Here is an 18,434-nt window from a genome sequence, read left to right on the forward strand (position 1 = left end):
GCGCGGCAGTAAGCCGCGTGCGATCCGCCTCGTCGAGCCACGTCTCGGGAGAGTGATCATGGTGTTGCATGCGCCCCAGCAAACACCCGAGGCTCTCGCGTTGCAAGTCTTATGGCGACCTACTTAGATAGCCTCTTCGGGGATGATCGCACTCATGCAGTTCGGTCCATCAATTCGGATTTGATGGTCATTGCTGCTAAAAGTGAGATGTCGAAGGGCAGATCGCCAAACGCGACCTGGCAAAGAAGATAGTTGGCTCCCGCCTCTTCCAACTGATCAAACAGAGCCTGTCGCACAGAAGCCGCCGTTCCTACCACGCACAATTCGCTCTCGATTGCGGCCTCGAAGGTCGGGGGCAGATTTGGTGGAACGGGAATTGCGTTGCGGTGGTACAGGAATTTGAAGTTTTCAAGCCATCGTCCGAAAGCAGGAGCCGCCAGCGAGTATGCATGGTTTTCAGACTGCCCGACAACAATCATGCGAAGCAATCCAAGAAATGGTGGCTGGCCGTCCATGCCCGTATTGAGTCCTCCCTCGGCACGATATGCTTCAGTAATCTTGCGAACAAACGACGCGGGTCCTACACATGCAATATTTGCGCCGTTTGAAGCGGCCCAGCGCGCAGACTCTGGTCGGTTGGTGGCGATCCATATCGGCGGGTGCGGGCGTTGATGAGGCCTCAGTGTCAACGGGACGTTGTCTAGCTGAAAATGGTGACCCTGATAGCAAAGGGTGCCGCCCCTCATCGCCTCCGTTAGAATTTTGCTCGCTTCAAGATAGCGTTCTGGCACCGCGTCCGCACCTATCCCGAAGTAACTTAACTCGGTCGGAAGAGAGCCGCGCCCTATACCCATCTCGACCCTGCCACCACTCAATTGGTCGAGCATGCAGATCTCCTCAAATGCACGTAGCGGATGATGAAGGCTAAGCAGCATGACCAGTGGGCCGACGCGAATCTGCCGGGTACGCTGTGCGACGCTCGACAAGAACAGATTCGGCGACGGGGCCCTACCATGTGGCGAACAATGATGCTCCGCTAGATGGTAAGCGTAAAAGCCGAGTCCGTCACAAGCTTCTGCCAGCCTGAGGCGGTCGGCGTATTGTTGTGCAATGGCGCTGCCGTTCTCGTCCAAATGATCGAAGATGCCGAACATTAGCTTAGAAGGTGAGGCTTTTCTCATTCAACTTTCTCCAACTTACATCCGTGTACCGGGCTTCAAGTTAACCACAATTCGCGGGCGCGACTGCCGTTCTGGTCGTCGCGCTCCAGCCCCTAGACATTGCCTTCAGGCTCCCTCGCTTCCGCCAGCGCTTCGGTGATAAGGTCGACGTCCTCGGCGGTCAGGGCGAGGCCAGAGATGGCGACGTTCGAGACCAGATGAGAGCGGTCGCGTACCGATGATGACAGTCGCCACGCCTGGTCGCTCGAGCATCGCAGCGCTAGCGACCGTGACGGCGTCGGTCCCATGAGGATCCGCGACCTGGTGTAGCATCGTCAAAAAGGCCTGGAACAGGTCCCAGCCGCCGAGGTCGTCGATGATGCCGTACTTCGCCAACGAACGATTCTCCAGTTGCTCCGGCGGTTCCGGTCCGTCAAGCCATTTGTCGCCGAGGAGGCCGCCAGCCGCTGTGCCATAGCACAGGAGGGGGATGCTGTACTCGACGGCCGCCCCAGCCTCCGCCGCGCGGGACGGCGGTCGAGTAACGCAAACCCAGCAAATCGAGGCCGAGCGGGGGCATTTCTGTGGCGGTAGTTATCGCGCCGCTTTCCGATATAGCTGCAGCCGAAGTCGCCCGGTGGGACGACTCAGTACGATTCTCAATGTTGGCGTTGATTTGCTTCGTAAGTTGGTCTGCCCTCATGTTCCTTCCTATCACACGTTTCAACGCGGACACGGCGCCATCACTCAACGGAGCCGCGTCGCGAAAATTGCCCCTCATCGCGTTTGGGTGCCTGATCAAGGGCTCCTGGTTGCATAGAATTGACTAGTTGCAACTCATGTTCCCGGCATAGTCTCCATCGCACCTCAGAGTGCTTGCGAAGTCTTCCTCTTGTCAGGCCCTTTTTGGGTCACCCGTCACGCGACGGAAGCAGTGGCCCGTTCGGTGCGCGCCAGGTGCTGCTGTCTATGCAACATTCCAAAAGAGTGGTAAAATTGATTGTTTTGATGGAACGCTGCATCCCCGAAGTTGGACCGGATCGTGGGAGAATCTACGGTCCTGGAACAGCCTCAGGCGCGCCTAAGGCCTGGTGGAGCAAAGCCATCGGTGGCCTATCACCGATTGCGCTATGCGGTCTCACTTCGTTGTAATCAACCCGCCAATCCTCCACCTTCCGGCGCGCGTCGTCCAGATCCCTGAACCAATTCTGATTCAGGCATTCCGCCCGAACCCGGGCATTGAAGGATTCGATGTAGGCGTTATCGGTCGGCTTGCCGGGCCGGCTGAAGTCGAGCGCCACCCCATGCGAATAGGCCCACAGGTCGAGCTCGCGCGAGGTGAACTGGCAGTCCTGATCAACCCGGATAGTTTTGGGCTTCCCAAACCGCCGCACCGCCTCGTCCAGGGCTGAGATCACCTCCCATGGGGTGGCGATCCGGCACACCCGAAGCACGGGACAGATCCGGCTCCAGGTGTCGAGCATCGTCAGGACCCAGATGCGCCGCCCGTCGAAGAGCTGATCGTACATCCAGTCCATCGCCCAGACTTAATTGGGGGCGGTAGCCGGTGAGTGGTCCTCGCGGATCTTGGCCGCAACCCGTCGCCGGGGTGGTTTGTGGCGCATGGTAATCCCTCGAGCTTGTAGAGCCGGTAGACGCGCTTGGCATTGATCGGCCAGCCTTCGCGCCGGAGCACGATCCAGATCCGGCGGTAGCCGTAGCGCACGCGCGCTTCAGCGACCCCGCGGATGCGTTTGCGGAGAGCAGCCTGCTGGGGGCGGCGGGAGCGGTAGTGATACGTCGAGCGCGGCGCCGGCACAGCCCGGCAGGCCCGGCGGATCGACACCCGAAAGACAGTCCGCACGAAGTCGACGATCTCCCGGCCCCGAGCAGGCGTCATAGTTTTGGGCGGATGGCCTCTGAAAGCATCTCCTTGTCGAGGGTGAGGCCGCCGTACTTCTGTTTCCATCGATACAAGGTCGGGTGACTGCCCGGCATCACGGTTCCTAATGAGAAAGAGATGGCCAGAGGTCAGTATCGTTTTCATGCTCGTATCATCTTACCGTTTTCGTCCTGTCAACCCACAGCATCAGTCCTGATCTGAAATCTTCCTCGCCTCGACGGTGATCGGCAGACGCGTCTCCTGAGGGAGGTCGGGCAGGACAAATCGCCAGCCGTTCCTGAGCGTTACGGTCCCGCCCCACAGGTTTTCATTTTCAACCTTGATGATCGGCTCCTCGAGATCTTTCCTGGGAACGTACGCCGACAAGCCGGCGCTGGATCTACGGATCATGATCTTCATCTGGCTGTTCCTTCGCTCGACCCTGCAGTAACTTCGGCGCTGTCAGGGGGCCTTTACTGAGACTTATTAGTTCACGGGCACGCATGCCGACGACGGTACCGCGACCGACCCATTCGACCGCATAAATGTAGAACTGCTGGAGGAAGGTGCCGATATCGCGCACATAGCCCTCGTCGCCCTTCCGCACTAGGTGTTCGCCGATCTCTCTACCAGGATAAGTGCCGTCATTCTTTATGTGGATCCTGGCACGAACCCGCTCACCCAGCCCAAATTCTGGGGGCTTGCGGATTTCGACCTCCTGTTCGCGTCCGAGGTCCATGGCCGTTCCTTTCTGGCGGCTGCAGGTTGCCAATAGGGAGGTTTAAGGTCATCCTTAGGAGATGACCCTAGCCGTGCTAGTAGTCAATTTGATGATCCGCTGGCAACGCAGGTCTTCGGCACCGGACATACCGAGGCGCATTGCTGTATATCGAATGCCCCCTTACATTCGGTGCACTTGTCTGGATCGATCACGTAGGTATCACCCTTGAACTTGATCGCGGCGGATGGACATTCGAATTCGCAGGCACCGCACTGAGTGCACTGGGATGCGATGATCTTAAAGGCCATTCTTTTCTCCTATTTCGGATGGTATGAGACGGCTCAGGCAATCGCCGCCAGTGGCTCTACACCGAGTTCAGCGATGTAAAGTGCGCTGATCGCGGTCTCGATGTAGTCATAGCCGTAAGCGTCCGTTGCTCGAATTCCGGCCGCCGTGAGCTGATCCTTGGGGCAATCTCCGATCTTAGCGCACAGCACGATGTCTATGCCTTCAAGCGCAGCGATGACGTCGTCGAGAGTTGTGTCCTCGCCCCAGCCGCCGTGGCAATATTGTGCAATCTTGCGATGCCCGACGAGCTTGATTCCCTCCGGTGAGGCCTGATAAATCTGGAGTTCCTTTGAATGCCCGAAGTGTTCGTTGACGCGGCCGCCTCCTTTAGTTGCCACTGCCACGAGAAGCGACTTTCGGGAGCCCGCTGCCTTGACTGCAGCGGCCGCCGCTACCTTGGCCGCGACGTGTGCTCCGCGCTCCCCGGCGACCACCTCGCGGTACGCCCCGCGCTTGCCGTTGTAAGTGACCTCGCTGGGAATCTCGCTAAGCGTGAATTCCTGTCCGCGATCGGAGCCGAGCAGGCCGACGGCATCGGCCCGACACTGCCGGCAATGGCGCATCAACTTGGCGCCCCCTTCCAGACGGTCTTGAAGGGCCTTCAGCTCCATCACATTCGGGCCGCGCTGCCCGGCCAAGCCGTAATACGTCCCGTGCGCTTGGTCGGAAATCAACGGCATGACGTTGTGCAGGAACGCGCCACGCTCCTTGACCCACTTGTTCACCTCGATCAGGTGCTCGTCGTTGACGCTGGGGATCATAACCGAGTTGATCTTGGTAAGGATACCACGCGCCGTCAGCATCTCCAGGCCAAGCATCTGCCGCTCGTGCAGGATCCGGGAAGCTTCGATGCCGGTGTAGCGACGGTGGTCGTAAAATATCCACGGATATATCTTTGCTCCGACGTCCGGGTCGACCATGTTGATGGTGATCGTCACGTGATCGACATTCATGTCGGCAAGCTCGGCGACATGATCCGGCAGCGCGAGCCCATTGGTGGAGATGCACATCTTGATGTCGGGAAGTTCCCTTGCGACCAGCCCCAAGGTGGCCTTTGTCCTCTTCCAGTCGTAACAGGCATCGCCGGGTCCGGCGACGCCGAGAACGGAAAGCTGAGGCACTTCGTTGGCGACCGCGATCACCTTGCGTAACGCTTGGTCTGGCGTCAGTCTTTCCGAGACGACCCCAGGCCGGCTTTCATTGGCGCAGTCATACTTGCGATTGCAGTAATTGCATTGGATATTACAGGCTGGCGCGACGGAGACGTGCATGCGTGCGAAATAGTGGTGCGCCTCTTCTGAAAAGCAGGGGTGATCCTTGATCTTCTCCCAGATAGCTGGATTCACGTCGTCCGGCTTTTCGGACGAGCCACAGGGTGAAGGTGCGCAGCCAATGGATACTGCGTTTGTCAACAATTGGTCGAACGATGTCGTGCTGGTCAGGCTTTCAAGCGAAATCGGCGGTACGGACATCAAACGGCTCCGTTTTGGGTGAACGTGACAGTTCAGCACGCAAGAGCCACGCCAGTTCAAAAGCGGATTTAGTTCAGTGTGTTAGCTTTTCATGTCCGATTCTGCTGGTTTGCTCCGACACCATTTCGTCAGGATCTCGACAATGTACAGGCGAATCGGATTGCGATAGGCCCGGTGTCTCAGGCACCTCCAATGCCACAATGTATGGTCCGGCCGTGCGTCGCAAGATGTTGGCAGAGTGACAAACGTGAGAGCTGCATCAATGTATTCGGCCTCGGTGTGGAGCCTCAGCTCCGGGCCAGCATGGGTATCCGCGCGCATCCAAGACTCGCTAGCTGCAAGACCTCAATGGGCCATCATGGCACCCAGTCCTGTGGTTGCGCCGGGCAGACCGTTCGTCCATCTCCTTCATCCTCTCGCAAACCTCGGCGGGAAACTGCCGGTTGTCGGAAGGCTGTCATCGTTCGACCCTCAGGGTTGATGGTTCATGCGAACCCGTTCCGGAAAGGCTCACGGGCAAGATCACCTCAGACGGCATGGGAAGCACTCCTCGGCTGGTAGGCATGTCCGCGGGCCAGCACCGCCCAGGCGATGCGGGCGAGCTTGTTGGCGAGCGCAATCACCAGCATGTTGCGATGCAGCCGCCGTCCCGCAGCCTCTATCCAGGGCCACAGGCCGAGCTTCGCTCCGTGGGGGCGGCGCACCAGAACAATGTGGGCTACCTGCACGAACAGCGTCCGCAGGTACTTGTTGCCGCGTTTGGAGATCTTGCCCAGGATGGTGCGGTCGCCGGTCGACTCCTGCTTGGGCACCAGCCCGAGCCAGGCGCCGAAGTCCCGCCCCTGCTTGAACCCGGCCCCGGTGCCGATCGCCGCCACCACGGCACTGGAGATGATCGGCCCGACACCTAGCACGCTCATTAGGCGTTGGCAGTGCTCGTCTTGGGCGGCCAGCGCCTCGATCTCGGCCGAGGCCGCGGCAATGCGCTCGTCGAGCTGACGCCAATCCTCAGCCAGATCGGCGATGAGATGAACGATGCGCAGCGACAGGGCATCAGAGGACGAAGCCAGGATGCCTGGCAGGGCCTGACGCAAGGGCGCAAGCCCCTGGCGTACGGTGATACCGCGCTCGAGCAGGAAGCCCCGGATCTGGTTGGTGACGCCCGTGCGCTTGCTGACCAGGCGCGAGCGCACGCGGTGCAGGGCAAGCAGATCCATCTGGTCCGGCGTCTTGATCGCCACGAACGACATGGTGGGCCGTTGCACCGCCTCTGCGATGGCTTCGGCATCACGGTAGTCATTCTTGTGCCCCTTGAGGAAGGGTTTGACGTATTGAGCAGGGATCAGGCGTACCTCGTGACCCAGTGCCTGGAGCAGGCGGCCGATGTGGTGAGCCCCGGCACAGGCCTCCATGCCGATCAGGCACGGCGGGATATTGGCCAGGCGCGGCGTGAGCTGGGCGCGGGAGAGCTTGATCCGCAGCACGATGGAACCGCGCTCATCCTGGCCGACGAGGTGAAAGCTGTTCTTGCCCAGATCGACACCGAGCGTGGCAATGGCGGAAGAGGAAGAAGACCGTGACATGGGACGTGCCCCTTGCGTGGCTTAAAGCCCCACAGCTTACGAACAAGCGGGGCAGGAGCACGGCCGGACCATCCCATTAGGTGCATCTCCAGTCTGGCGTCTGACGTCACCAGGACGTTTAGAACTTCTTCACCTCGATCTGCTGCCGGCGCAGAGCATAGCTGACTTGCCGCGGCGTGAGGCCGAGAATACGCGCCGCCTTGGCCTGAACCCAACCGGCCTTCTCCATTGCGTCGATTAGCCGGTCGCGTTCCGTAAGGCGCGAGCCCACTATCGGGCGAGCGAGACCGTCCGGTCCGCAAGCATCATCGGCCGGCACATCGCCCTCCGTAGCGCCAGTTCGCTTAACCGGCAACGGCAATCCAGCCGGCATAATGGTGCCGTGGGCGAGCTCGTTGATGGCTCTGCCGCCATTCCAACGGTTAGGTCCTTTCCAGATGAGTGAAGAAAGGCACTGGCTGTTCTGGCAGGCGAAATCCGACGGAGTGATCGTCCTCGAATGCGCAAGTGTAGCCGTCCTTCTCACACAGTTCTCCAGTTCGCGGACGTTGCCAGGGAAGTAGCATTGCGAGACCAGGTCGAGCGCCGACGCCGCGAAGGCGAGCTCGCGATGATTCTCCCTGTTGAACCGGTCGAGGAAGGCTCTCGCGAGGCGTGGAATATCGCCGGGGCGCTCTCGAAGCGGTGGTAGGACAATCGGCACCACATTAATTCGGTAATAGAGGTCGGCCCTAAACTCCCCGTTCACGACAGCTGTCTCAAGGTCCTTATTGGTGGCGCATATGAGCCGGACGTCGACCTTTAGCGTCCTGGTGCCGCCGACTCGCTCCAACTCACCTTCCTGCAAGACGCGCAACAGCTTGGCTTGAAAGGCAGGCGAAATCTCGCCGATTTCATCAAGAAGCAGGGTTCCACCGTTCGCTAACTCGAAACGGCCGGCGCGTTGCGAGATAGCCCCGGTGAAGGCACCTTTTTCATGCCCGAATAGCTCCGATTCCAGAATAGTTTCAGGCAGTGCAGCGCAGTTCAATTTGACGAAAGCCTTATTCGCCCGCGGTGAAAGCTTATGGATGGCCTGTGCGAAGAATTCCTTCCCGGTGCCGCTTTCACCCCGCAGAAGCACACTGGTATTCGTCTGTGCTACTACCGAAACGGTTTCGAGCACCTGCTTGACTGCGGGACTTTCACCGATAATCCAGTCGAGTTTGGCACGATGAAGCCGGGCGGGCACGGTCCTTTCCTTGTCGAGTGCTTTCTCTGGTGTTCGTGTCTCTCCGGTAAGCCGCTGCCCATCCATGCTCAGGGTGCGATGGAGTCGGATGGTCCGCCCGATTAGGTTGGCGACCATGGTCAAGAAGCCTACTTCCTCGTCATCACGGACGCTGGTGGTGCCATCCGCGACGCGGTCGATCGACAATGTCCCAAGGATCTTGTGCTCAGCCTTTATCGGAACGCCGATGAAGGTAATTGCAAGGGGCTCCCCGCTTGAAGACGATTGAAAGTCGACCTGAAATAGTTCGGACTTGCGGACATCCTGGATGACGAGCGGCGTCCCCGTAGCGACGATTTCGTTGACTACAGCCTGCGGTATGACGTAACGAGTGCCTGATTGAAGCGAGTGGGTATTGCCAGCAGTAGCGGCAATCTCTGTCTCTCCTTCAGCATCCACGACGAGGATTGCTCCGTGACGCATTCGTAGAAACGAGGGGAGGATTCCCACGACATTGGCGAGCGTGATCTCCAGCCGGTTTGGGGCAGTTAGGACCTCCGATATCTCGTAGATTCCCGTGAGCAATTGATCTGCTTTGTACATGGCTTTGATCGTTGGTTCAGGCCGGGTGTTCCGCGGTCCTACTTCATAGACCCGATCCCGCAGCATGTGGGTGATGGAAATCCTTCAGGGCTTATCTAGGATGGTCCCCCTAAGTACCATTTGGATTGTGAGTTACAAGAACATGATCTTCTGGCGCCCATCTTAGATTAGGAGACAGTTCTTATACGGGGAGAGCGCTCTTAGCAAATTTTTGCGCGGTGTTTCATCGCAATTGCGGGTGTCTCCCGGTTCACGCTCTTGAAACAATACGTACACCAGTCATCCGAACTTGAAGAGGACGCCGAAGCCGCCACGCGGATAATTCCACGTAATTTCACCGCTGGCCTCGCAGAGTATCCGGCAGGTGCCGCACTCCATACAACCGTCGGCGGCAATCTCCACTTGGCCCCTGTCGTTCAACTCATAGCATTTGGCCGGGCAGACGCGGGTGAGCGCCAGTAGGGTCGCGCTAGGCCTCTCGTGCGGTCTCACTTTGATATGGGGGCGCCCTGAGTCAACCAGATAACGGTTCTGATAAAGCTTGTCCTCGACGCGTAACTTCGTCACTATAGTCGTCATCTCGTCTCTCCGTCAACGCCAGGCGAATGCTAGGCGGACTGCGTCGCTGACCAGACCCCAGCGCGACCGTGCCCTGATGAAGTCAGCAATAGTCGCCCTTTCCTTCTCGAGTTTCGGGGTGCCATCGACCCGCATGAAGTTCTGTGCGGCCTTCGACATCAGCTGTGGGTAGGTCATGAAGAAATTGCGGGAATTGGTATGGAGCAGAGCTGGCATGTCTTTGTATTTGATTAGGTCTTTGACTACGAAGGACTCGTCCAGCATAGTTTTGTAGAGGGCAAGATTCTGCTTGGTCATTGGATCCATGCGGCTTTTGAGTTGGACGATTGCCTCGCCGGCGATGCGGCCGGAGGTCATGGCAAGGTTCGAGCCCTCGCGGTGAACGGCGTTATTCAATTGCGCGGCATCGCCTACTACCACCCAACCATCGCCGAAGAGCTGCGGAATCGCCTTGTAGCCGCCTTCGGGAATGAGATGCGCGGCATATTCCTTGACCTCCGAGCCCTCGATCAGCGGCCGGATGGAAGGGTGGTTTCTGAAAGCATCGAGGAGGACGTAAGGACTCTCCATGGTCGAGGTAAAAGCGGAGACGAGGCAGCCGATGCCGAGTGAGACCGATTCCTTGTTGGTGTAGAGGAAGGCGAGCCCGGCCATGCTGCGGGAGATCGTCCCCGCCGCCTCAATCACGCAGCCTTCATCGGCCTTGAGGCCAAACCGCTGCTCAATGACCTCTTCGGGCAGAAAATGCATTTCCTTGACGGCAAGCGCCACGGTTTCCGGCTTCGGGCTCTCGCGAAGGCCAGCCCGCGTGCCAAGCAGTCCGTTAACACCTTCTGCTAGCACGATGACGTCCGCAAAGACCACTCCGCCAGCGCGGTCAGTGCAGACACCGATTACCTTACCCTTGGTATCGCGGACGAGTTCCGTCACCGTCGTCTCGCACAGAACCGTCGCGCCGGCCTCGCGTACCTTGCGCGAAAACCACTTGTCGAACTGGGTGCGGATAATCGTATAGCGGTTAGGCTTGACCTCGTTGAAGTCTTCTGATCGATAGTGCACTCCGGTGTGGGACGTGTCGTCCATTATCCAGAAGCGCTGCTCGACCAGATGTCGCTCGAGGGGGGCATCATCTCGAAAATTCGGGATGATTTTCTCCAGCATGTCCGCATACATGATGGCACCCTGAACATTCTTGGAGCCCGGATACTCACCGCGCTCCAACTGCAGCACCTTCAATCCCTGACTTGCCATCGTGTAAGCTGCTGCGTTGCCGGACATGCCGGCCCCGATGACAATGGCGTCGAATTTTTGCTCGGTCATGACCGCGTCCATTAGCTCGCAAGATTGCCGCGATTGTGCGGCGACAGCCGCTCGGTGAAGGCGTCCGTCAATACCGGCAGGAAGCGAAGCGCATCGGTGAGGACCCCGACATGGGCGAAATCGAAGATTGGGGCGTTCGGGTCGGTGTTGATGGCCACGATCAGATCGGCCCCCTCGACACCCACCCGATGCTGGATGGCACCGGAAATCCCGGCCGCTATGTAAAGCTTTGGCCGAATAGTCTTGCCGGTTTGGCCGATCTGCCGATCAGCGGGCATCCAGCCCTTCTGTACCAGCGGGCGCGAGCAGCCATATTCGGCACCGATCGCCCGCGCGAGATTTTTCACAAGCTGCAGGTTCTCCGCCGAGCCGAGACCGAGGCCACCGGCAACCACGACGTTGGCATAGGCAAGCTTTGCCGTTGTCGACTGGCCATCGGACAGGAAGCCGAGGACTTTGGTAACGATTTCTTCCTCGGCCATCGACAGGGTGTGCTTGATGATACGCCCGACCGGCTTGTCCACCCGCTGCGGCATGACCATTACCCTCGGTCGCACCGTTGCCATCTGCGGTCGGTAGTTGAGCGTGTAGATCGTGCATAACAAAGAACCACCGAAAGTTGGTCGCGTTGCGGCCAGCGAACCGTCTGTATCCACATCGAGTTCCGTGCAGTCGGCCGTGAGTCCTGTCAGCAAGGTCGTCGCCACAGAGCCGGCAAGATCCCTGCCAAGCGTGGTCGCCCCAAGGAGCAGGATCTCGGGTTTGTAGGTATTGACCAGATCCGCCATCGCCTTGGTAAAAGGCTCGTTCCGGTAGTCGGCCAGCAGCGGCGCCTCTACGACGTAGACAAGGTCAGCATTGTAAGCGAAAGCTTCGGCAACGGCATGCTTGGTGGCCTCTCCCGGCGGCCCGAGCACGACACCCGCGAGCTGGGCGCCGAGCTTGTCAGCGAGTTTGCGACCTGCGCCGAGCAGTTCGAAGGAGACAGGATGGATCTGCCCACGCTCCCGCTCGATGAAGACCCAGACGTGCCGGTAATCCTTGAAATGCTCGGGCAGTTCCTTCTTCATGCCAGCGCGGCCGGCGGCGGGAGGAGGGGTTTCTCGCTTCGCAGTCGACATCGTCTGCTCCTTGGCGTCACACGCCGTCGCGGAAGGTCAGTTCGTGTTCCAGCGCTGGCTGGCGGGTCAGGATCGTAGCGGCCAGTTCGTTGGCAAGGTCGCGCAGCGTCTTGTCGGTGGTGTCGATTTGCATTGCCTTTTCTGCCCGCGAGGGAGGGGCGAAAACGCGCTTGACGACCGTCGGAGAGCCGCGCAGGCCACATTTAGTGAGGTCCTCGATCCCGGCGTCAGCCGCACTCCACTTCACGACCTGGCTGCGCGCAGCGCGCAGAGCGTCGGCGAGAGAGCCGCGGCGGATCTCATTGGTGCCCTCCAGCATCGTGATGAGGCAAGGCAGCCTGCTCTTCAGCATTTGCGTGCCGCCTTCCGAGCGGCGCTCCACCGCGATCTCGCGCGCGAGGGGATCAACAGAAGCGATCTTCGCGACATAGGTGAGCTGGAGCAGGTCCAGGCGTTTTGCGATTCCGGGCCCGACTTGGGCGGTGTCGCCGTCTATAGTCTGCTTGCCAGTGAAGACGATGTCTGGGGTACCAAAAGCCTGGCCAACCCTCACGATTGCTTGGGAGAGAGCAAAGGATGTCGCCAGCGTGTCGGAGCCGGCAAAAAACCGATCGGTCAAGAGCACCGCGCGGTCAGCCCCGTAGGTGAGCGCTTTGCGCAGCGCATCCTCTGCCATGGGTGGCCCCATGGTGAGCACAGTGACCTCACCGCCATGGGTGTCGCGCAATCTAAGTGCCTCTTCAAGGGCGAACAGGTCATAAGGGTTAATGATCGTCGGCACACCCTGACGCATGATCGTGTTTGTCACCGGATGGACGCGTATCTGCGCCGAGTCCGGTACTTGCTTAATACAGACTACGATGTGCATGGCGGTCTCGCTAGGCTACTATCCGGATGCGGGCTTGTGGGTTCATTTCCTTACCTAGTCCTTACCTAGCATCATTCGTACCAGTCATGGTGCCTTCCTCTATGTCTTTGAAATCACATTTCTTTCTTCTAAATATGCCATCGTGATGACTTAACTTGTCAGCTTCTCGACATTGTCTCATTGAAATCGTGTCGCCTTCATATCTTTCCGAACAGCGTCGAGACGGAATCGAGTGGGATGAAGGTGCGGCTCCGAGCGGTAGGTTTGTCCGGATCGTGATCTCGAAGCACTTTAAAGACTCGGTGCTTGAGCGGTGAGGAACTCGCGAAGTCCTCGTAGGCGCGTTCCAATATGGCGCACACCCGCGCCGCGATCACCTGGTCGGGAACTTTAGAGAAGTCCTCTGCGGCGAGGTATTGCCCCATACGCTTCATAATATGGAACCTTGAGACTTTGAGCACCTTCGGATCATAGGAGACGCCAAGGACCGCGAAGAACTCCTCCGCATTCGACAGATCCTCGAGTTGCGCGAGAACATCGATGTGACGGATTTTAGCGGGACCGATGCTCATTGCATTCTCTCCTGATCGACAATGGTGGGCTCGGGCGATTTTGTGGTAAGTTGACGTTGCAACTGCGAAAGCCTCAGTTCGGGGAGCGAGACAGGGTTGACGAGCCAGGACATCGCGTCTCCGGCCGGTCGGCAAGTAACAATGCGGCTGGGTATGTCAACCGCCGTCAGTTGACGCAGGACCTACTCGGTGACCGCTGCATTGAGTTCACAGGGGCCGAACAGCGCTCTCCTGGCGCACAGGATATGACGACCAGTGTCACACTGTCGGAGGAGGCCACATAACGGCCGACTCCGGCGCTCTTGCCGACGACGGCACGGGTGCCATGAACGATCAGGCAGCGCTGGCCGACCATTGCGTCCGGATGGAAGTCGACATTCGTCATGAGACGGAGCGCCCAGATCGGCAAGCACGCTGGGGAGCCCTGCCGCCACAACTCATTAGTGATCCGGTGCCGGATGCTCACGTGAACTCCGGGATAAATGAGCATAATTTTGAGCTTGCCGCACACGGGGCGAGGTCGTGCGCCTTCACGCAGGCGATTTCCTCACGGAGCATGGCCGTCAAGGACGAGGGAACGGCTTTTACGTCGCGTCGCTCGGCTGCTATGCCGGAAGGAGTGGTGGTGAGGATAAATGACATCCCTGGCCTCAACCGATTTCCCCGGTTCCGCCGGCAACCTCGCTGCACAGGCTGTCGAAGAGCTCGACCAGCTCAGCTGCAGTGAGGGCCCATTTTGTCCTGGCCGCCGGATTCATAGGTGAAAACAACGCCCCCGACGAGCGGCTTGCTGGCTGCTGTCGGCCGGCGGGCGGCCCGCACAACATGGGCGTCGAGTCCAGACGACGCTGCAAGCTTGAGGCCTATGCTCGTGCCGTCGGGGACGGCTGTCGCGGCGGCCACCTCATCCAGCGCCACATCGCCGACGCTCACGGCTTTCTCGATGACTCGGGCGAGATGGTAGCGGTCGGTAGGCAATGCATCTTCGCCCCCGCCGCGACGAAGAAGCTAGGGGCGGCGGCCCGCGCGGCCAAGCACTCGGTGACCTGAAGCGGTTCTCCCTGATAAAGCCTGAGCTTGGCGATCAGCCGGATTTTCGGGGCAGGCACCGATCGAGTAACGGCGCCGACACCGCGCTCGTGAGCCGGGTCGAAATCCTGCGATGTCATCCGCTACCTCCTGTGAGTCCAACGGTGAAACGCACCGCGAATTGCCTCGGTCTCGTCTGCGTCCATGGCCCTGCCGGTGTCGATCTCGGTGACGCCGGCCGTCGGGAGTGACCCGGCCATTTTCAGCTTCTCTGCCATCGTGAAGCTAACGTCGGGTGGATGCTCGTCATCGCGCAGGGGCATATCGTCTGAGAAAGACCGGACATCTCATGACCTGCTATCGGCTCTTCTACACCTCCGGCCTAGACCGGATCAAAGTTCCTTGAAACTTCGTCTCTACGTCCCCCGAACGGCGAAAGATCACGCAACTTCTCCACGATTCCGGGCATTACCTCCAGTACCCGGTCGACATCGTCCTCGCTGTTGTCGCGCGAGAAGGAGAAGCGGATTGCACCGTGTGCCGCGGTAAAGGGGACGTTCATCGCCCTGAGGACATGGCTCGGCTCCAGCGAGCCAGACGAGCAGGCTGAGCCTGAGGAGCAGGCAATACCTTCGCGACTGAGGAGAAGTAGTATGCCCTCTCCTTCGATATACTCGAAGGCGATGTTTGCAGTATTCGGCAGCCGCTCCAGCAGGTCGCCGTTAACGAAAGCGTTTGGGATGCGCTGGAGAAGTCCTTTCTCCAGACGGTCGCGGAGCGACTTTACCCGTGTGTTCTGATCGTCCATAAATTTCAAGGCGAGTTCGGCCGCCTTGCCAAACCCGACTATGCCGGCAGTGTTCTCAGTGCCCGCACGCCGGTCGCGTTCCTGGTGTCCTCCTTTCACTAGTGAGCGGAAGCGCACACCCCGCCTGACATAAAGTGCGCCAATCCCTTTTGGACCGTGCACCTTGTGGCCGGACAGCGACAACATATCAATTGCGACAGACTTCACGTCCATCGGGAGCTTGCCGACCGCCTGCACCGCGTCGGTATGAAAAAGCGCGCCAACTTCCTTAGCTAAATCAGCAAGCTCGGCCACGGGGAAGATAGTACCGGTTTCGTTGTTCGCCCACATGATCGAGACGATTGCCACATGCGGGGTGAGAGCGGCCCGGTAGGCATCAAGGTCTAGCCTGCCATGGCGATCCACTGGGATAGTGTGCACCTTGATGCCACGCGTCTTCTCAAGATGCGCACATAGCGTCAGCACGGCTGGGTGTTCGACCGCGGAGGTCACGATCTCCGTGCGGTGAGGCATCACCTCAAGCGCCGAAAGAATCGCTGCATTGTCACTTTCCGTCCCACCTGAGGTGAAGGTGATCTCATGGTCAAACTCCGCACCGATCAGCGCTTGCAATTGCAGGCGTGCCTTCTTCACCGCCGCACCCACGGAGGCACCGAAATCGTGTATCGACGAAGGATTGCCGAATTGATCCGTAAATAACGGTAGCATCGCTTGGACGACTTCAGGATCGACTCGGGTCGTCGCGTTATTGTCGAGATAGATAGGCCTCATGGGTGGGATCCCCTGCTGACAGGAATGACGCAAAGCGCGAGCCCAGTCGCCTCATGAAGTTTCTGGCGCATGCTGTTGATAGTAGCCGAGGCGATCTGACAGTCGGCGCATCGGCCGGAGAGTCGGACGTAGACCTGGTCGCCGTCGACATCCACAAGCTCGCAATCCCCGCCGTCGGCCTTCAGGTGAGAGCGCACGCCCTCGACAGCGTCTTCTATCAAGCGAATTCGCTGCAGAGGCGTCAATCGATGGCTGGCAGCTCCCGGTTTCGCTGGAAAGCGAGCTGTTCTGAGTGGCGATATTCTCGGCGTCTTACCGGATGCGACCACCGGTTCCGATTGTGTGCTCGCCCTCGCCTCGTTGTTGAGTGCGCGGATATCCGTCGCGCCAACAACATAAGCCTGTTCTGCCGTAATGAGGCCTTCAGCCGCCATCGCTGCATTGATTCGGACAAGCACTTCCTCAACGGATTCTAAGCACGTGCTGCAGCCGCCACCCGCCTTTGTGTAGTGAGAGATCTGCTCGATGGTGGTGAGCCTGTTGATGCGGACGGCCCGTTCAATTATCGTTTCGTCGACACCGAAGCATTTGCAAACCAGCGCGCTTTCGTCATGGTCATTGACCCATTGCTCGCCACGAAAATTACTGATTGCAGCCTGCAGTGCCTCGTAACCCATCACTGAGCAATGCATCTTCTCCAGCGGAAGGCCACCGAGAAAGTCAACTATGTCCTGATTAGTGATCCGGAGCACTTCGTCGACGGTTTTTCCGATGATGAGTTCGGTGAGCGCCGACGAGGAGGCAATCGCGGAGCCGCAGCCGAACGTCTGAAATTTCGCGTCAGTGATCGTCTCCGTCAGTGGATCAATGTGGATCATCAACCTAAGCGCATCGCCGCAAGAGATGGCGCCAGCCTCGCCGACAGCATTGGCTGTTTCCAGAACGCCGGCATTCCTTGGGTTGAAGAAGTGTTCCTTCACCTGGTCACTGTAGTCCCACATGACCCTACTCCCTGTTTCACGCGATCAGCCAAAGGATTTACCGCAGCCGCACTTCTCTCGTGCGTTGGGATTGTCGAAGACAAAGCCGGAGGAATCGAGTTCCGTGATGAAATCGACGATCATGCCGGCCACAAGGGGTTGGGAGCGTACGTCGATGAAAACCTTGATCCCATCTCTTTCGATGATCGCATCGCCCTCGTGCACGACACTGTCCAGGCCCATTAGGTATTTGAAGCCGGCGCAGCCGCCGGCTTGAACCATGATGCGCAAGCCCTCGACCGGTTCGGCGGATCGATGAAGCGCAGTCCTCACAGCGGCGACAGCATTGTCGGTGAGCGTGATCATTGGACGTCCTCTCCTCACTCTGCGACGCATTTGCGGGGAACCATGCATGTCCTGTGCCAGAAAGGAAAATGCATTCCAGAACAATGTGTTGGCTGCAACACTGCCATGTCGCCTGTCGGACATTGTCGAATATCGGACCACACTCAGCGCGGTTGGATCCCGGTGAGTTGCATTGCTGCCGTGGAGCAATCTTGTCGGCCGCTCCGGGGGAGGCGCCAAGCCGTCGACATTTCCTGTCAGGTTTGTCGCATTCGCGGCATGGTGATGTTCGGCCCGAGTTCCTGCCCGTCGCTCAAGCCGTTGACCAGGATGGAGAAATTACTTCTAGAGAGGGTGCGGCGCAGTTGGCATGAGTTTTGAAGCTCTCTCGTCCTAGGTTGTCTGGATGCGAGACCTCCTTGGCATGAGCGACGACCTGGAGGGCTGGCGGCAAAGCGTCTGCATCGGGTGGCTTGTAGCGGCGGTTGGCCAGCGTCGGCTCGGCGACCAAGCGGCTGTGCACGACCTGCTCGGGGGATCGCCCCTTCAACCCGCGCTGGCGTCTGCAGTTGTAGGCCTGATTGAAGCCTTTGAGCAGCGTCTCCAGATCCCGGTGGTGTCGATCGTGATTCCCAGCACCTCGCGCTGCACCCGGCCGTTGAAGCGCTCGACGAGACCGTTGGTTTGCGGCGTGTACGGCTTAGTCCTGCGCTGCTCCACTTTCAGCTGGCGGCAGGCGTCCTCAAAGCCATCGGCGGTAAAGCACGAGCCACGGTCGGTCAGGATGTGCGTGACCTTGAAGGGGAAGGCGCGGACCGCCTCTTTCAGGAAGGCGACCGCGCTGGTGATCAGCTCGTCGTCCTTGACCGCCAGATGCACCCAACGCGAGCAACGGTCGATAGCCACATAGAGAAAGCGTTTGCGGCTCTCGCCATTGGCGGTTCTCAGCTTGGGCAGGTGCTTGATGTCCATGTGCACGAAGCCGAGATCGTAATCCTTGAATCTGCCGCTCTCCCGTTTGCGCTGCTGCGCCGGCGGCAGGCGGCCCAGGCCTTCCGCCTT

20 protein-coding genes and 1 pseudogene are annotated in these 18,434 nt (G+C 59.2%); all 21 read right to left on the reverse strand.

What is annotated here, in order from left to right; all coding sequences use genetic code 11:
- Positions 1 to 152: 152 nt before the first annotated feature.
- The gene (locus OCW50_RS31070) at positions 153 to 1,181 is read right to left on the reverse strand and encodes an LLM class flavin-dependent oxidoreductase (protein ID WP_210806954.1); all 1,029 of its coding nucleotides are present in this window, start codon (positions 1,179 to 1,181) and stop codon (positions 153 to 155) included.
- A gap of 105 nt (positions 1,182 to 1,286) precedes the next feature.
- Positions 1,287 to 1,721, reverse strand: coding sequence for an aldo/keto reductase (locus OCW50_RS31075; protein ID WP_315974509.1), 435 nt, complete (start codon positions 1,719 to 1,721; stop codon positions 1,287 to 1,289).
- Positions 1,722 to 2,212: 491 nt separating this feature from the next.
- A complete protein-coding gene (locus tag OCW50_RS31080; protein ID WP_256439476.1) occupies positions 2,213 to 2,698 on the reverse strand; it encodes an integrase core domain-containing protein in 486 nt (161 codons plus the stop codon).
- Positions 2,647 to 3,207, reverse strand: a complete 561-nt coding sequence (locus tag OCW50_RS33590; protein ID WP_373371540.1) for an IS3 family transposase — start codon at positions 3,205 to 3,207, stop codon at positions 2,647 to 2,649. The genes OCW50_RS31080 and OCW50_RS33590 overlap by 52 nt, the downstream gene beginning before the upstream one ends.
- Positions 3,208 to 3,249: 42 nt before the next feature.
- Complete coding sequence (nifT, locus tag OCW50_RS31085; protein ID WP_210806948.1) at positions 3,250 to 3,462, reverse strand: putative nitrogen fixation protein NifT; 213 nt, start codon at positions 3,460 to 3,462, stop codon at positions 3,250 to 3,252.
- The gene (locus OCW50_RS31090) at positions 3,443 to 3,781 is read right to left on the reverse strand and encodes a nitrogen fixation protein NifZ (RefSeq protein WP_210806946.1); all 339 of its coding nucleotides are present in this window, start codon (positions 3,779 to 3,781) and stop codon (positions 3,443 to 3,445) included. The genes nifT and OCW50_RS31090 overlap by 20 nt, the downstream gene beginning before the upstream one ends.
- 83 nt (positions 3,782 to 3,864) lie before the next feature.
- Positions 3,865 to 4,071 (reverse strand): 4Fe-4S binding protein, encoded by a 207-nt coding sequence (locus OCW50_RS31095; protein WP_210806944.1) that lies wholly within the window; start codon positions 4,069 to 4,071, stop codon positions 3,865 to 3,867.
- Positions 4,072 to 4,104: 33 nt separating this feature from the next.
- On the reverse strand, positions 4,105 to 5,583 hold the full coding sequence (gene nifB / locus OCW50_RS31100) for a nitrogenase cofactor biosynthesis protein NifB (RefSeq protein ID WP_114947320.1): 1,479 nt from the start codon (positions 5,581 to 5,583) through the stop codon (positions 4,105 to 4,107).
- Positions 5,584 to 6,110: 527 nt separating this feature from the next.
- Positions 6,111 to 7,166, reverse strand: a complete 1,056-nt coding sequence (locus OCW50_RS31105; RefSeq protein WP_210806942.1) for an IS110 family RNA-guided transposase — start codon at positions 7,164 to 7,166, stop codon at positions 6,111 to 6,113.
- Between the two features lie 118 nt (positions 7,167 to 7,284).
- A complete protein-coding gene (gene nifA, locus OCW50_RS31110; RefSeq protein WP_210806940.1) occupies positions 7,285 to 8,979 on the reverse strand; it encodes a nif-specific transcriptional activator NifA in 1,695 nt (564 codons plus the stop codon).
- Between the two features lie 279 nt (positions 8,980 to 9,258).
- Positions 9,259 to 9,558, reverse strand: coding sequence for a ferredoxin family protein (locus tag OCW50_RS31115; protein WP_114947317.1), 300 nt, complete (start codon positions 9,556 to 9,558; stop codon positions 9,259 to 9,261).
- Positions 9,559 to 9,570: 12 nt separating this feature from the next.
- Positions 9,571 to 10,878 (reverse strand): FAD-dependent oxidoreductase, encoded by a 1,308-nt coding sequence (locus tag OCW50_RS31120; RefSeq protein ID WP_114947338.1) that lies wholly within the window; start codon positions 10,876 to 10,878, stop codon positions 9,571 to 9,573.
- Positions 10,879 to 10,889: 11 nt separating this feature from the next.
- Complete coding sequence (locus OCW50_RS31125) at positions 10,890 to 11,999, reverse strand: electron transfer flavoprotein subunit alpha/FixB family protein (protein ID WP_210806938.1); 1,110 nt, start codon at positions 11,997 to 11,999, stop codon at positions 10,890 to 10,892.
- A 16-nt stretch (positions 12,000 to 12,015) separates the two neighbouring features.
- Positions 12,016 to 12,867: an electron transfer flavoprotein subunit beta/FixA family protein gene (locus OCW50_RS31130; RefSeq protein ID WP_114947316.1), complete on the reverse strand. Its 852-nt coding sequence runs from the start codon at positions 12,865 to 12,867 to the stop codon at positions 12,016 to 12,018.
- A gap of 197 nt (positions 12,868 to 13,064) precedes the next feature.
- A complete protein-coding gene (gene nifW, locus OCW50_RS31135) occupies positions 13,065 to 13,439 on the reverse strand; it encodes a nitrogenase stabilizing/protective protein NifW (protein ID WP_210806936.1) in 375 nt (124 codons plus the stop codon).
- 714 nt (positions 13,440 to 14,153) lie between these two features.
- On the reverse strand, positions 14,154 to 14,372 hold the full coding sequence (locus OCW50_RS31140; RefSeq protein WP_210806934.1) for a hypothetical protein: 219 nt from the start codon (positions 14,370 to 14,372) through the stop codon (positions 14,154 to 14,156).
- Entirely contained in the window at positions 14,369 to 14,608 is a 240-nt protein-coding gene (locus OCW50_RS31145) for a hypothetical protein (protein ID WP_210806932.1), read from the reverse strand. The genes OCW50_RS31140 and OCW50_RS31145 overlap by 4 nt, the downstream gene beginning before the upstream one ends.
- Before the next feature lie 242 nt (positions 14,609 to 14,850).
- Entirely contained in the window at positions 14,851 to 16,047 is a 1,197-nt protein-coding gene (gene nifS / locus OCW50_RS31150) for a cysteine desulfurase NifS (protein WP_210806930.1), read from the reverse strand.
- Complete coding sequence (nifU, locus tag OCW50_RS31155) at positions 16,044 to 17,048, reverse strand: Fe-S cluster assembly protein NifU (protein WP_210806928.1); 1,005 nt, start codon at positions 17,046 to 17,048, stop codon at positions 16,044 to 16,046. Before nifU ends, nifS begins: the two co-directional genes overlap by 4 nt.
- A 24-nt stretch (positions 17,049 to 17,072) precedes the next feature.
- Positions 17,073 to 17,393, reverse strand: coding sequence for an iron-sulfur cluster assembly accessory protein (locus OCW50_RS31160; RefSeq protein WP_210806968.1), 321 nt, complete (start codon positions 17,391 to 17,393; stop codon positions 17,073 to 17,075).
- A 292-nt stretch (positions 17,394 to 17,685) separates the two neighbouring features.
- A pseudogene (locus OCW50_RS31165) lies at positions 17,686 to 18,434 on the reverse strand (DDE-type integrase/transposase/recombinase); the annotation flags it as partial.

Origin of the sequence: Microvirga sesbaniae (assembly GCF_025460805.1) — a bacterium.
Classification (GTDB): Bacteria; Pseudomonadota; Alphaproteobacteria; order Rhizobiales; family Beijerinckiaceae; genus Microvirga; species Microvirga sesbaniae.

Coding starts and splice junctions, on each gene's coding strand:
- OCW50_RS31070 (WP_210806954.1), bottom strand. CDS start 1,181: ATGAGAAAAGCCTCACCTTCTAAGCTAATGTTCGGCATCTTCGATCAT.
- OCW50_RS31080 (WP_256439476.1), bottom strand. CDS start 2,698: ATGGACTGGATGTACGATCAGCTCTTCGACGGGCGGCGCATCTGGGTC.
- OCW50_RS33590 (WP_373371540.1), bottom strand. CDS start 3,207: ATGAAAACGATACTGACCTCTGGCCATCTCTTTCTCATTAGGAACCGT.
- nifT (WP_210806948.1), bottom strand. CDS start 3,462: ATGAAGATCATGATCCGTAGATCCAGCGCCGGCTTGTCGGCGTACGTT.
- OCW50_RS31090 (WP_210806946.1), bottom strand. CDS start 3,781: ATGGACCTCGGACGCGAACAGGAGGTCGAAATCCGCAAGCCCCCAGAA.
- OCW50_RS31095 (WP_210806944.1), bottom strand. CDS start 4,071: ATGGCCTTTAAGATCATCGCATCCCAGTGCACTCAGTGCGGTGCCTGC.
- nifB (WP_114947320.1), bottom strand. CDS start 5,583: ATGTCCGTACCGCCGATTTCGCTTGAAAGCCTGACCAGCACGACATCG.
- OCW50_RS31105 (WP_210806942.1), bottom strand. CDS start 7,166: ATGTCACGGTCTTCTTCCTCTTCCGCCATTGCCACGCTCGGTGTCGAT.
- nifA (WP_210806940.1), bottom strand. CDS start 8,979: ATGTACAAAGCAGATCAATTGCTCACGGGAATCTACGAGATATCGGAG.
- OCW50_RS31115 (WP_114947317.1), bottom strand. CDS start 9,558: ATGACGACTATAGTGACGAAGTTACGCGTCGAGGACAAGCTTTATCAG.
- OCW50_RS31120 (WP_114947338.1), bottom strand. CDS start 10,878: ATGACCGAGCAAAAATTCGACGCCATTGTCATCGGGGCCGGCATGTCC.
- OCW50_RS31125 (WP_210806938.1), bottom strand. CDS start 11,999: ATGTCGACTGCGAAGCGAGAAACCCCTCCTCCCGCCGCCGGCCGCGCT.
- OCW50_RS31130 (WP_114947316.1), bottom strand. CDS start 12,867: ATGCACATCGTAGTCTGTATTAAGCAAGTACCGGACTCGGCGCAGATA.
- nifW (WP_210806936.1), bottom strand. CDS start 13,439: ATGAGCATCGGTCCCGCTAAAATCCGTCACATCGATGTTCTCGCGCAA.
- OCW50_RS31145 (WP_210806932.1), bottom strand. CDS start 14,608: ATGACATCGCAGGATTTCGACCCGGCTCACGAGCGCGGTGTCGGCGCC.
- nifS (WP_210806930.1), bottom strand. CDS start 16,047: ATGAGGCCTATCTATCTCGACAATAACGCGACGACCCGAGTCGATCCT.
- nifU (WP_210806928.1), bottom strand. CDS start 17,048: ATGTGGGACTACAGTGACCAGGTGAAGGAACACTTCTTCAACCCAAGG.
- OCW50_RS31160 (WP_210806968.1), bottom strand. CDS start 17,393: ATGATCACGCTCACCGACAATGCTGTCGCCGCTGTGAGGACTGCGCTT.